This window comes from Clostridium sp. YIM B02551, from assembly GCF_022324735.1.
GTDB lineage: Bacteria > Bacillota > Clostridia > Clostridiales > Clostridiaceae > Clostridium_T > Clostridium_T paridis.
In genome coordinates this window covers 57,377-70,196 of sequence record NZ_JAKGTF010000004.1, presented here as the reverse complement: position 1 = coordinate 70,196, position 12,820 = coordinate 57,377, and the positions used below count along the sequence as shown (strand labels likewise).

14 protein-coding genes are annotated in these 12,820 nt (G+C 30.0%); all 14 read right to left on the bottom strand.

What is annotated here, in order from left to right; all coding sequences use genetic code 11:
• Positions 1-35 precede the first annotated feature (35 nt).
• The 14 genes from trmD to L1S47_RS06040 all read right to left on the bottom strand — a co-directional run bounded on the left by trmD (position 36) and on the right by L1S47_RS06040 (position 12,743).
• Positions 36-746 (bottom strand): tRNA (guanosine(37)-N1)-methyltransferase TrmD, encoded by a 711-nt coding sequence (trmD, locus tag L1S47_RS06105; RefSeq protein ID WP_238882568.1) that lies wholly within the window; start codon positions 744-746, stop codon positions 36-38.
• On the bottom strand, positions 736-1,233 hold the full coding sequence (rimM, locus tag L1S47_RS06100; protein WP_238882566.1) for a ribosome maturation factor RimM: 498 nt from the start codon (positions 1,231-1,233) through the stop codon (positions 736-738). The genes trmD and rimM overlap by 11 nt, the downstream gene beginning before the upstream one ends.
• A gap of 170 nt (positions 1,234-1,403) precedes the next feature.
• A complete protein-coding gene (locus L1S47_RS06095) occupies positions 1,404-1,631 on the bottom strand; it encodes a KH domain-containing protein (protein ID WP_202766238.1) in 228 nt (75 codons plus the stop codon).
• Positions 1,632-1,676: 45 nt separating this feature from the next.
• Positions 1,677-1,925: a 30S ribosomal protein S16 gene (gene rpsP / locus L1S47_RS06090; protein WP_202766237.1), complete on the bottom strand. Its 249-nt coding sequence runs from the start codon at positions 1,923-1,925 to the stop codon at positions 1,677-1,679.
• 43 nt (positions 1,926-1,968) lie between these two features.
• The gene (gene ffh / locus L1S47_RS06085) at positions 1,969-3,318 is read right to left on the bottom strand and encodes a signal recognition particle protein (protein WP_238882565.1); all 1,350 of its coding nucleotides are present in this window, start codon (positions 3,316-3,318) and stop codon (positions 1,969-1,971) included.
• Between the two features lie 10 nt (positions 3,319-3,328).
• The gene (locus L1S47_RS06080) at positions 3,329-3,667 is read right to left on the bottom strand and encodes a putative DNA-binding protein (RefSeq protein WP_238882564.1); all 339 of its coding nucleotides are present in this window, start codon (positions 3,665-3,667) and stop codon (positions 3,329-3,331) included.
• Positions 3,668-3,844: 177 nt separating this feature from the next.
• Positions 3,845-4,753 (bottom strand): signal recognition particle-docking protein FtsY, encoded by a 909-nt coding sequence (ftsY, locus tag L1S47_RS06075; RefSeq protein ID WP_238882563.1) that lies wholly within the window; start codon positions 4,751-4,753, stop codon positions 3,845-3,847.
• 14 nt (positions 4,754-4,767) lie between these two features.
• Positions 4,768-8,325: a chromosome segregation protein SMC gene (gene smc / locus L1S47_RS06070; protein ID WP_238882562.1), complete on the bottom strand. Its 3,558-nt coding sequence runs from the start codon at positions 8,323-8,325 to the stop codon at positions 4,768-4,770.
• 442 nt (positions 8,326-8,767) lie between these two features.
• Positions 8,768-9,811, bottom strand: a complete 1,044-nt coding sequence (locus L1S47_RS06065; protein WP_238882561.1) for an elongator complex protein 3 — start codon at positions 9,809-9,811, stop codon at positions 8,768-8,770.
• On the bottom strand, positions 9,804-10,493 hold the full coding sequence (rnc, locus tag L1S47_RS06060; RefSeq protein WP_238882560.1) for a ribonuclease III: 690 nt from the start codon (positions 10,491-10,493) through the stop codon (positions 9,804-9,806). Before rnc ends, L1S47_RS06065 begins: the two co-directional genes overlap by 8 nt.
• Before the next feature lie 98 nt (positions 10,494-10,591).
• Positions 10,592-10,822 (bottom strand): acyl carrier protein, encoded by a 231-nt coding sequence (gene acpP / locus L1S47_RS06055; protein ID WP_202766230.1) that lies wholly within the window; start codon positions 10,820-10,822, stop codon positions 10,592-10,594.
• A gap of 103 nt (positions 10,823-10,925) precedes the next feature.
• Positions 10,926-11,924: a phosphate acyltransferase PlsX gene (gene plsX, locus L1S47_RS06050; protein WP_238882559.1), complete on the bottom strand. Its 999-nt coding sequence runs from the start codon at positions 11,922-11,924 to the stop codon at positions 10,926-10,928.
• A gap of 126 nt (positions 11,925-12,050) precedes the next feature.
• Positions 12,051-12,233, bottom strand: coding sequence for a 50S ribosomal protein L32 (gene rpmF / locus L1S47_RS06045; RefSeq protein WP_202766228.1), 183 nt, complete (start codon positions 12,231-12,233; stop codon positions 12,051-12,053).
• Between the two features lie 12 nt (positions 12,234-12,245).
• Positions 12,246-12,743, bottom strand: a complete 498-nt coding sequence (locus L1S47_RS06040; protein WP_238882558.1) for a DUF177 domain-containing protein — start codon at positions 12,741-12,743, stop codon at positions 12,246-12,248.
• Positions 12,744-12,820: the final 77 nt, after the last annotated feature.

The window sequence follows — 12,820 nt, the reverse complement described above, 5'->3', positions numbered from 1 at the left end:
TAAAGAGTATATTCATGCAACATAAATTTACAATGCTATTCTTTTTTTAATAGCTTAATATCCTCTTTGGTCAAAGTCACTTCTTTAAATAGATCAGGACGTCTTTTTTTAGTTATATCTAAAGACATTTTTCTTCTCCATTTTCTTATATTTTCATGATGTCCAGATAACAGGACTTCAGGGACTTTCTCATCTTCAAATGTTTCTGGTCTAGTATATTGAGGATATTCAAGAAGACCTTCATAAAAGGATTCCTCTTGAAAACTCTCTTCTTTTCCTAGCACTCCAGGAATTAGTCTTGCAATGCTATCAACTATAGGAATGCAAGCCATTTCTCCTCCTGTTAATACAAAATCTCCTAAGGAAATCTCCATATCAAAGTATTTATATGCTCTTTCATCGATTCCTTCATAATGACCGCATACAAAAATTAAATTATCCTCTTTTGATAATTTCTTAGCTAGTGATTGATTGAAGGTTACTCCTCTCGGTCCAAGAAATATTACTTTGCCATTGTTAATTTCTTTTAATGCTTTTATAGCCGAAACAACTGGCTGGGCACTCATTACCATTCCAGCTCCTCCACCATAGGGATAATCATCAACCTTCTTATGTTTATTTTCAGTATAGTCTCTTATATTAATTGGTTCTATAGAAAGTATGTTATTTTCTTTAGCTCTTCCTATTATAGAATGATTAAAGATATTAAACATTTCAGGGAAGAGAGTTAATATACTAATCTTCATCTTGCCATTCACCTATAGGTTTAATAACAATTTTTGCATCTTCTATATTTATATCTAATACTATTTCCTTTAACACAGGAATTAATACTTCTTTAGGTTCTTTAATCCAGTAAACATCATTGCTACCAGTTTTAATTACATCATATATCTTTCCTATTAAAGTATCATTAGTATCATAAACATTACAACCAATTAAATCTGCAATAAAATATGTATCTTCAGGTAACTTTACAGCATCTTTTCTTTGAACTTTAAGATATTTAGTTTTTAGTTTTAATGCAGAATTCATATCTTCAATACCTTCAAGCTTTAGTATCACTCTATCTTTTTGAAATTTGCATGATTCAATCTTATATTCTATATCGCCAATCAGTATAGATTTAAGCTTTTTAAATCTCATAACATCGTCAGTTAAAGGAAGTACCTTAACTTCACCTTTAATACCGTGTGAATTTACAATTTGACCTATATTAAAAAATTCTTTCAAAATTATCACTCCTTATATTCAAAAATTCCTAAGTTATATTAAAACATAAAAACTTAACTTTGTATACTAATCTTAGGAATTATAAGGTTTTTTTATAAAAATCGTCATTATTAAAATATTATAAATCCCCAAAGTGTAAAATAAAAGAGCTAGGCACAAACCTAACTCTCTTAGATAATTTCTACAACTACACGCTTATTTTCTTTGATTGCTGCAGCTTTTACTACTGTTCTTATTGCTTTTGCTATTCGTCCTTGCTTACCTATTACTTTACCCATGTCTTCTGGGGCAACCTTAAGTTCAAGGATAAGGGATTGCTCACCGGCAACCGCCTTAACTTCAACAGCATCTGGATTGTCAACTAAAGACTTGGCGATAATTTCAACTAAATCTTTCATAGTAACTGTTAAGATAACTCTCTTAACAGATTCACCTCCCAGATATTACTTATTGATTCCTGCTTTAACAAATAACTTTTTAACTATATCAGTTGGTTGTGCACCATTTCCTAACCATTTAGCTGCTTTTTCAGAATCTATTTTAATTTCTGCATCTGGTTGAGCAACTGGGTTGTAGTATCCAATTTCTTCGATGAATCTTCCATCTCTTGGACTTCTTGAATCTGCAACAACAACTCTATAGAAAGGAGCTTTTTTAGCACCCATTCTTCTTAATCTGATTTTTACTGCCATTAATTTCACCTCCTTTAAGGTATTAAATACTAATATATATTATCTAAAAAGGAAGTTTTCCAAACAAGCCTTTTTTAGAGTTCTTAGTCAATGATTTCATTTGCTTCATTTGTTTTCTAGCGGCTTCAAAGCCTTTTAACAACTTATTTATTTCTTGAATACTTGTTCCAGAACCATGAGCTATTCTCTTTTTTCTTGAAGAAGAACCCGAAACTAATTGAGGATTTCTTCTTTCTTTTTGAGTCATTGATTGAATAATAGCTTTTGTTCTCCCCATTTGTTTTTCACCAGCTGCAAAGTCAACTCCTTGAAGTTGTTTCGCATTAATTCCTGGCATCATTTCAAGTATTTTATTTATTGGACCTAATTTATTCATCTGCTCCATAGCAGTTAAGTAATCTTCGAAGTTAAAATCTGAACCAAATACTTTTTTTGCTAAATCTTCAGCTTCCTTTTCATCTATAGATGCTTGAGCTTTCTCTATTAGTGAAAGAACATCTCCCATGCCAAGTATTCTTGATGCCATTCTATCAGGATGGAAAACTTCAAGATCATTCATCTTTTCTCCCATACCTACAAATTTTATTGGCTTTTCAGTAATACTACGAATAGATAATGCTGCTCCACCTCTTGTGTCACCATCAAGCTTTGTAAGGATAACACCTGTTATATCTAGAGTGTTATTAAAGCTTTCAGCTACATTTACAGCATCTTGACCAGTCATAGAATCAACAACTAAAAGAATATCATTTGGGTTAACCCCAGCTTTAATGTTCTTTAACTCATCCATTAATGCTTCGTCAATATGAAGTCTACCAGCTGTATCTATGATTACAACATTATGTCCATCTTCCCTTGCCTTAGCTATACCAGCTTTAGCTATATCAACTGGACTGATTTTATCTCCCATAGTAAATACAGGAATATCTATGCCTTTTCCTACAACTTCTAATTGTTTAATAGCTGCAGGTCTATAAACGTCACAAGCTACTAATAAAGGTTTCTTATTTTTCTTTCTTAAGGAAAGAGCTAACTTACCACACATGGTAGTTTTACCTGCACCTTGAAGTCCTACTAACATTATTACTGTAAGTCCAGAATCTGAAGTGTTAAGTTTACTTTCAGATTTACCCATAAGTTCAGTTAGTTCATCGTTAACTACTTTAATAACTTGTTGTCCAGGAGTTAAGCTTCCTAAAACATCTTCTCCTACACATTTTGCACTTACGCTTGAAACAAAGTTTTTAACAACTCTGTAGTTAACATCTGCTTCTAAAAGGGCTAGTTTAACTTCCCTCATGGCTTCTTTTATATCTTTTTCAGTTAACTTTCCTTTACCTCTAAGTTTCTTAAAGGCTTCTTGTAATTTTTCTGATAAACTTTCAAAAGCCATGTAAATCCTCCTAAGAATTATTTATATCTTCAAATAATTTATTTATATAATTAATTGCTTCTTCAGAAAGCTTAAAGCGATCTTTTATGTCATCTAATGCAGTTTTATATTTATCTTCTCTAATATTATATTTACTTAAAAGCGAAAGCTTTTCTTCATAGTTTAACAATAATTTATAACACCTTTTAGTTAGATCATGAATAGCCTGCCTCGAAGTATTATTAATTTCAGCAATTTCTCCTAATGACAGATCTTCATTATAATATAACTCCATAATAGTTTTTTGTTTAGGAGTTAATAAATTGCCGTAAAAGTCTAACAAAAGCGATATTTCAAATCTATCTTCCATATCATCACCCGACCACGAATATTATAATATCAGAATATAAAAATAGTGTCAAGTATTTTTACTTAACACTATTAAATATAATGCATTAAAGAATTTACAGGTCACTGTTCAACTCTTAGACATTTTAACAAAGAGTTGGACAGTGAGATGTAGTATGATTTTTGCATTATATATTTTTTAGAATAAAGCTTCTACAAAATCCTCTGCATTAAATTCTTGAAGGTCATCTATACCTTCCCCTACTCCAATATATCTAACAGGTAAGTTAAGATTTTGTTTTATAGAAATCACTACTCCACCTTTTGCGGTACCATCTAGCTTAGTTAAGATTATTCCATCAATAGGGCAAGCCTCCATGAATTGTTTTGCTTGAATTACAGCATTTTGCCCTGTTGTAGCATCTAAAACTAAAAGAGTTTCTCTTGCTACTCCATCCATTTCTCTATCAATAACTCTATTAATCTTAGCTAATTCATCCATAAGATTTTTCTTATTATGAAGTCTACCAGCCGTATCTATTAAAAGTCTAGTAACCCCTCTAGATTTTGAAGCTTGTAATGCATCAAAAACTACAGCTGCTGGATCTGAACCTTCTTGATGTCTAACTATATCTACACCAGCTCTTTTGCTCCAAATTTCTAATTGATCAATAGCTGCAGCTCTAAATGTATCTGCAGCAGCCATCAATACCTTATGTCCTTCTGATTTAAATTTTGCAGAAAGCTTTCCTATTGATGTAGTTTTACCTACTCCGTTAACTCCAATTATTAAAATGATTTTCTTATCAGGTTCTGTTTTTTCAGGGGCCCCTTCTAAAAGAATTTCTTTAATAACTTCTTTGATAGCTGGCCATACCATAGCAGGATCTGCAATTTTTTCTTTTCTTATTTTTGCTCTCAATCTTTCAATTATATTTAAAGTTGTATCCATTCCAATATCTGAAGTAATAAGAATTTCTTCTAATTCCTCATACAAATCTTCATCTATTGTTACTGCTAATTTTAATGCCTCATTGATTTTATCTGTTAAGCTATCTCTAGTTTTTGATAATCCACTTTTTAACTTATCAAAAAATCCTCCAAACATATTAAGACCTCCTATTAATTTTCTAAATTGACTGAAACTACTTTTGATACTCCCTTTTCTTCCATTGTTACTCCATACATAATGTCGGATGCTTCCATTGTTCCTTTTCTATGAGTAATAACAATAAACTGAATATTGCTTGAGAATTTTTTCAAAAATTCTGCATACCTATAAACATTTGCATCATCTAGTGCTGCTTCAATTTCGTCCAAGATACAGAATGGTGTAGGCTTCATCTTTAAAATAGCAAATAATAATGCTATTGCAGACATAACCTTCTCTCCACCAGACATTAGATTTATGTTTTGAACTTTTTTACCTGGGGGTTGAACATTAATATCTATATTGGCAGTAAGCTCATCACCTTCACCTAATATAAGTTCTGCACTACCACCTTTAAATAACTCCTTAAATGTTTCGCTAAAATATAAGTTTAAAACTTTAAAATTATCTTTAAATAATTCCTTCATCTTATAAGTCATATCATCGATAACATCTAACAAATCTTTTTTTGCATTTTCTAAATCATCTTTTTGAGAATTCATAAAAGTAAATTTTTCTTTAACTTCTTTATACTCTTCTATAGAACTTACATTAACAACTCCAAGAGAATTTATATCTCTCTTATATTTATTAATTTCATCCTTATGAGAATTTAAATTTTCTATTTCAGATGCTAGCTCAACAGCTTCTGCATAAGTTAAGTTAAGATCTTCATTTAACTTAGTGTAATAGCTATCCTTCTCAATGTCAAATTTAGCTTTTCCCATTTCTTTCTTATGATATTCATCTTCGTTCTTTTCTAGTAGCTTAACTAATGTTTCCTGTTCACTTTCAATCGTATTAATCTTTTCTTTTAGAGAAGCTTTGAGCGCTTCTGTTTCTTTCCACTTTTCATCAAAAGCATTAATATGTAAAGTTAATTCTTCAATTTGTTGTTTATTAGTTACAATTTTCTCGTTAAATAGTATTTTAGATTCATTTCCACTTTTAACTGAGTTAGTTAAATCCTGAATCTTAGCAATAGCTTCATTATATTCAGATTCAAGTCTTTGACTCTCAGAGGATCTATTTGAAATAAACTCTTCTACAGTTGCTTTTTTAATTTTAAAGTCAGTTGTTTTATCTCTTTTTTCAATAACAACTGCGTTTAATTCTTTAATTTTTTCTTCTATCTCTTTAATTAAATCCTTGTTTTTGAAGGTAGAAGAATTTGAGTCATTGATTAACTTTTCAATTGAGTCCATTTTGTTTATTAGCTCAACTGTTCTATTTTCAATTTCTTTCTTTTGATTTGCAGCTGTTACAAGAAAATCATTAATCTTAAGCCATTCATTTTGGATATTTTTAATTTCTCCTTGAAGCTTGGCTATTTCTATATTATTAAAATGAATTTCATCTCGCTTATTAAGATTATCTTCATCATATTTCATAGCTTTTTCTTTTATTTCAGAAATTTCTTTCTTCAATACGTCAGCTCTCTCTTCAAGAGAAGTAATCTTGTTCTTTAATTCTTCTAGTTCTCTTTTTCTACTAATGATAGAGCTATTTTTTCCACCATAGTTACCACCAGTAAGAGCTCCACCTGGATTAACGACTTCGCCAGTTAAGGTTACAATTCTATATGAGTAATTTCCTACCTTAGCAACCTTTAATGCTGACTCCATTGTTTCAACAACTAAAGTTCTTCCAAGAGAATATTGAATTGCACTTTCATACTTGTTGTTATATTTAACCAAGTCTGAAGCTATTCCAATATATCCTTGTATATCTTTTATTTTGTTATCTATATTAATTTTTTTACCTTGAATAATAGTTAGTGGTAAAAATGTAGCTCTACCTAACTTATTGGATTTTAAATAATCAATAAGATTCTTAGCAGTATTTTCATCTTCAGTAATAATATTAGAAATACCTGCACCTAATGCAATTTCTATTGCAACTTCATACTTCTTTGGAACTTGAATAGTTTCTCCGAGAATTGTTACTTTAGAATTTAAATTTCCTACAAAGCCTTTTGACATATGTTCCATAAGAACTTTTGTGGATTTATTATATCCTTCAAAATGTTTTTCTAAGTTATTTATCATCTTGAAAGTTGCATCTGATCTTGTAAGCTCACTATTTACATCTCTAAATTCTTGCTCTTTTTTTATAATTTCAGCTTGAATTCTTGATATCTCTTTTTTATTTAATCTTATTTTTTCTTCTAATTCTAATATCAATTTTTTATGTTCTTCTAACTTTTCATCTAGTAATATCTTAGTATTAGCATTTATAGTTGAAGAGTTTTTAAGATTAACACTGTTTTCCTCAATTTCTTTTAAATTTGAGTTTAAAGATTCTAGAGTATTTTCTATAATTTTTTTCTCATTTTCTAATTCAGCTATTTTTTTATATTCTTCTATTTCAGATTGCTTTAGTTTTCCAACCTTGTCCTCATTTTCTGAAATTTCATCAGTTATTATATTTGCATCTTTATCTAGTTCATATATGTTAAATTGCAAATCTAATAATTCTTGCTTTTTAGATTCCATTTCTAATACAAGTTTATCTTGTAAGTTAATAAGATTTTCTATTTTATCTGTTATATTAGTCTTTTCTTTATTATTATTTTTTATCTGTTCATCAATATTGGCAATTCTCTCAACTAATAAGTTTATTTCAGCATTTAATTCTGTAATATTTTCTTTACTTTTATAGTATTCAATTCTTTCTTCAGTAGTTTTGCCTTCAAGCACTTCTATTTCATTTTGATATTCAGATAGTTTGGATTTAGCTTTACTAATATCCTCTCTTAAAGAATTACTTTTATTTTTCACCTCAATAAGCTCGTCATTATATGTTTTAATGTTATATTCAACACTTTTTATATGATGAACTAAAAGATCAATTTCCCTTGATTTTAACTCGTTTGATAACTCTAAAAATTTTGCAGCCTTTTCACTTTCAATTCTTAAAGGTTCAATTCTTTCTTCATATGTAGAAAGAATATCTTTAATTCTAACCAAATTTTCTTCTGTGTTTGAAAGTTTCTTTTCTGCTTCATCTTTTCGAGACTTATACTTTACGATACCAGCTGCTTCTTCTAATAACGCTCTTCTTTCTTCCGCTTTACCACTTAAGATAGCATCTATTTTACCTTGTCCAATAAGAGAATACCCTTCTTTACCTATACCCGTATCCATAAATAATTGTGTTATATCTTTTAACCTACACACAGAATTATTTATTAAATACTCACTTTCGCCAGATCTATAGATTCTTCTAGTTACTGTGACATCAGAAAAATCTATTCCAAGCTCTTTATCAGAATTATCTAAAGTTAGGGATACTTGTGCTAGTCCAACAGGCTTTCTAAATTGTGTGCCTGCAAAAATAACATCCTCCATTTTTCCGCCTCTTAATGTTTTTATACTTTGTTCACCTAAAACCCATCTTACAGAATCGGATATATTACTTTTACCACTACCATTAGGACCAACTACAGCAGTTACCCCTTTCTTAAATTTTAATTCAGTTTTATCTGCAAAAGATTTAAATCCTCTTATTTCTAGAGATTTTAAAAACATGTTGACACTCCTATCTTTTTAAGAAATTTGGAAGTAAACTAAGTATAAATGTTAAAAGCATAAAAATTATTAAAATATATTTAGCCTTATCTCTTGTCTGCTTTTTCATTCTCTCACTCCTATTCTTTAATAAGTTTAAAATAATATTGGTAAAAAGTAAATAATTTCAATAAAAAATCGTCAAGACGAACATAGCCGTCGATTTTTTTCGAGCATATGCCTTCCAAACACATGTGATGAAAAGTTGGCAGGCGACTAATTCAGTTTTTTACTCTTTAGTTTAGTCTAGTAAATCCTTAGATTATAATTCAAATTTATAATGTTATCTAAACACTTAAAATATTATAAATTCCTAAAGATTAAAAAAAGTCGTGTAAAATGCCTTTAGTTAATTATTTCTAGTTTATTAAGGCTATTATACACAACTACTATGTATTAAAGTTTATAAATTAATTTTAAATTCATCTGCACCAGATTTTATAATTATTGACTCTCTATCTATAGCTGAATCTTGAACTACATTAATATTTATATCTTTTAATTTAGAATTTAACTCATTAAAATATTTCTTCTTATCAGCATATAACTTAGATAAGTTTTTTGGATTTATTAAAATATCAAATGTGCTTGAACTGATATGTTCTTTTGCAATTGACACTAATTTTTCTTCTAATATACTTGCTTCAACCAATTCTCTAAACGCCGGGTGAAATGGACCCGCGATTATATCTTTTCCTAAAGTAATGTTTTCTGTAGGTTGAAGTCCTATTCTTATAACCTTAACATTATTGCTTTTATATTCTTTAAAAACAATCTTTGAAGCTTCTACTGCTTCCTCTAATGTATATGGTATAAATGTTCCTCTTTTATACATTATTTCCATTGGAGTATCTTTTATTACTAATGCAGGATATATTCTTGCAATATCCGGTTTCATCTCTATTGAATCTCTAACACTTTGAATATCTCTATCTAAAGTATCTCCCGGAAGTCCAATCATCAATTGATGCCCTAATGTAAACCCATAATCCTTAATCAAACGCGATGCATTTTCCACATCTTCTTTTGAATGTCCTCTCCCTGAAAGTTTCAATACATCCTCATTAAGAGATTGTACGCCAAGTTCAATAATATCTACTCCATATTCTTTTAAATAGTCCAGTATATATTCATTTATATAATCTGGACGAGTACTTAATCTAATCTTATCTATTAAGCCTTTATCTTTATAGTGTTTTGCGACCTCAAGCAATTCTTTTTGATTTTCTTCTCTAATTGCAGTAAAAGTTCCTCCGAAAAAGGATACTTCCACCGTTGAACTATTACTATTTATTGTTTCAAGGTACTCATCAATAGTCTTTATAGCAATTTCCCTAGTTACTCTTTCACTCTCACCAGTTATTCTTGATTGATTGCAAAAAACACAATTATGCGGACACCCTTCGTGTGGAACAAACAAAGGAATGATATAATAGTTTTTACCCATTTTTTGCCTCCAAGTTTTCTAAAGCCTTTTTAGCTGCATTTTGTTCTGCTTCCTTCTTTGAGTATCCTTCTCCTGACCCGAAATTTTCATTATTGATAAATACATCTATAAAGAATTTTCTTCTATGGGGAGGTCCTTCAAATTTAACTAGATGATAAGAAATTTCTACCTCACCTTTTTTCTGAAGCAACTCTTGCAATCGTGTTTTGAAATCCAAAATAATTTCATTTTTAATAGCCATCTTTATAATTGGATCAAAGTTAATTAAAATAAAATTTTTAGCAACTTCTAAACCTTTATCTAAATAGATTGCTGCGATTACAGCTTCCACAGCATCAGCTAAAAGCGAAGCTCTTTCACGACCACCCGTCAATTCCTCACCTTTACTCATTCTAATAAAGGAAGATAATTCTAAGGTCTTAGCAATTTGGAAAAGTGAATTTTCACAAACTATTAAACTTCTTATCTTAGTTAACTCTCCTTCACTTTTATGACTATATTTTTTAAATAAGTACTCAGTTATAGTCAACTGTAATACAGAGTCTCCTAAGAATTCAAGTCTTTCATTATGATCAACATTTTTGTATTGGTGAGCAAAAGAGGAATGTGTAAGGGCTGTTCTTAAAAAATTCTCATCAGCGAAAAAAATTTCAATCTTTTTTTCAAAGTTCATTAACTCCATATTATCTCTCCTCGAAGTATATTCTTCAAGTTGTTCATTTAACAAATTCAAGAATACACTAGTTTAAAATTAAAATCCCGCAATTAGCGGGATCTTATTTATTCATCACCCTGTGCTTTAATGTAGTTAACTACATCTCCTACAGTTGTAAACTTCTCAGCATCTTCATCAGGAATTTCCATTTCTAATTCATCTTCTAATGCCATAATTAATTCAACTATATCAAGTGAATCAGCTCCTAAATCTTCTATAAAAGATGATTCCATAGTAATGTCATCAACATTAACACTTAACTTATCAGCTATAATTTCTTTAATTTTCTCAAACATATTTTCACCTCCACTTCCGTCTACTTAGATAATATTATATATATTTTTTGCCGTCAATATTCTAAATTAGAATATGTTGTTATTTTAATAATATAAAAGTATTTTACCTATTTATTTTTTCAATTTCTATTTTTATCTTAGATAAAATATCATTTTCATAGAAAATTTTTGCTTGCCTTATTGCGTTTTTGAATGCTTTACCATCAGAACTTCCATGTGCCTTGATACAAATTCCTTGAACTCCTAAAAAAGGTGCACCACCTTCTTCTTTATAATCAAACTTTTTTTGAAGTTTTTTAAAGACAGGAAGTAAAAATAACGCACCAATTTTACCAATGGTTGAGGCTTTTATTTCGTCTTTAAGCATATTTAAAAGTGTTGATGCAACGCCTTCATAAGTTTTAAGTAATGTATTTCCTACAAATCCATCACATACTAATACATTAACATCACCCTTTGGTGCTTCTCTTGGCTCAACATTTCCTACGAAATTAATATCTGTATTTTTCAAAAGTGGATAGGCAGCTTTTGTAAGCTCGTTACCTTTTTCTTCTTCAGTACCTATATTAATTAATCCAACTGATGGTTCATGAACTCCAGTAACGCTTTTATAGTATACCTTTCCCATAAGTGCAAATTGTGGAAGATAGTGTGGTTTTGAGTCAACGTTTGCACCAGCATCAATAACCATAAAGTTACCATTCTTTCCAGGCATAATTGGAGCTAGTACAGGTCTTTCAATCCCTGGAATTCTTCCAACTATCAATGTACACCCTGCTAAAAATGCTCCTGTGCTACCAGCTGATATTATGCCATCACAATCACCAGACTTAACAAGATTTAGTGCTTTTACCATACTAGAATCTTTTTTCTTCCTTAAAGCCATAACTGGATGCTCATTAGGGGAAATTACTTCAGTAGCATCAACTACTTTTATTTTTGATTTATCATAAGTGTAATTTTCCAATTCCTTTGTTAGTTTTTCAGCTGGACCAGTAATGTAGATCTCAATATCTGAAAAAGTCTTTATTGCTTCAACAGCACCCTCAACTACAGCTTTAGGAGCATTGTCTCCGCCCATTCCATCAATAACAAATTTCATAAACCACACCCCATTTTTAAGAATTATAAAATAAATTGCATTTAATAATTTAAAAGACAAGGCTGTATAAATGCAATTTATTAAAATTCACTATAAAGTAAAGAAAAGAAAGTCATAAGACTTTCTTTAATTTTCAGAAGCTACAACTTCTTTACCTTTGTAATATCCGCATTTTTTACATACTCTATGAGCAAGTTTCATTTCATGACATTGTGGACATTCAACTATGCCAGGTAAGCTTAGTTTGAAAGTTTGTGCTCTTCTTGAATCTCTTTTAGCTCTGTAAGTTTTTCTAGCTGGATTTCCCATTGCTACACCTCCTTATTCTGTGAAAAAGTTCTTTAAGGCTTCTAATCTGTAATCAACTTCATAAGTTTCACAATTACATGTGCTCTTATTTAGATTGGTTCCACAATTTAAGCAAAGCCCTTTACAACTCTCACTGCAAAGTCTCTTAATAGGCAAGGTTGATATAATATCATTTATAACTACTTCAGTGATATCTAAGTTATCACCCTCAATGAAGATTAACTCTTCACCTTCTACAGTAGATTTATTTGTAAACTTCTCGTCAATAGTTAAATCTATTGGGAATGAAAAGTTTTCTAAACACCTGGAACATGAAGCTTCTAGAACTGTCTTAATATCTAAATGAAGCTCTAATATATCTCCATATGCCTTAACTAATCCACTAACCTTAATGGATTCTAAAGGAGTAATTATTTCTCCTTCAAAATTAAATGGTTCATGAGTAAATTCAAAGCTAATATTCTTAACCTTATCATTTTTACTTGATAAATCTAAAAGATTAATAATCATAAATAAGACTCTGGAATTTCTTCCTCACACCCATAAGGTGCATTATGTTTTACATAGCTTGAGCCAAAGCTTCTTTT

Coding starts and splice junctions, on each gene's coding strand:
- L1S47_RS06095 (WP_202766238.1), bottom strand. CDS start 1,631: ATGAAAGATTTAGTTGAAATTATCGCCAAGTCTTTAGTTGACAATCCA.
- smc (WP_238882562.1), bottom strand. CDS start 8,325: ATGTTTTTAAAATCTCTAGAAATAAGAGGATTTAAATCTTTTGCAGAT.
- plsX (WP_238882559.1), bottom strand. CDS start 11,924: ATGAAATTTGTTATTGATGGAATGGGCGGAGACAATGCTCCTAAAGCT.
- ftsY (WP_238882563.1), bottom strand. CDS start 4,753: ATGTTTGGAGGATTTTTTGATAAGTTAAAAAGTGGATTATCAAAAACT.
- rpsP (WP_202766237.1), bottom strand. CDS start 1,925: ATGGCAGTAAAAATCAGATTAAGAAGAATGGGTGCTAAAAAAGCTCCT.
- L1S47_RS06065 (WP_238882561.1), bottom strand. CDS start 9,811: ATGGGTAAAAACTATTATATCATTCCTTTGTTTGTTCCACACGAAGGG.
- rnc (WP_238882560.1), bottom strand. CDS start 10,493: ATGGAGTTAATGAACTTTGAAAAAAAGATTGAAATTTTTTTCGCTGAT.
- trmD (WP_238882568.1), bottom strand. CDS start 746: ATGAAGATTAGTATATTAACTCTCTTCCCTGAAATGTTTAATATCTTT.
- ffh (WP_238882565.1), bottom strand. CDS start 3,318: ATGGCTTTTGAAAGTTTATCAGAAAAATTACAAGAAGCCTTTAAGAAA.
- L1S47_RS06040 (WP_238882558.1), bottom strand. CDS start 12,743: ATGATTATTAATCTTTTAGATTTATCAAGTAAAAATGATAAGGTTAAG.
- rpmF (WP_202766228.1), bottom strand. CDS start 12,233: ATGGGAAATCCAGCTAGAAAAACTTACAGAGCTAAAAGAGATTCAAGA.
- L1S47_RS06080 (WP_238882564.1), bottom strand. CDS start 3,667: ATGGAAGATAGATTTGAAATATCGCTTTTGTTAGACTTTTACGGCAAT.
- acpP (WP_202766230.1), bottom strand. CDS start 10,822: ATGTTTGAGAAAATTAAAGAAATTATAGCTGATAAGTTAAGTGTTAAT.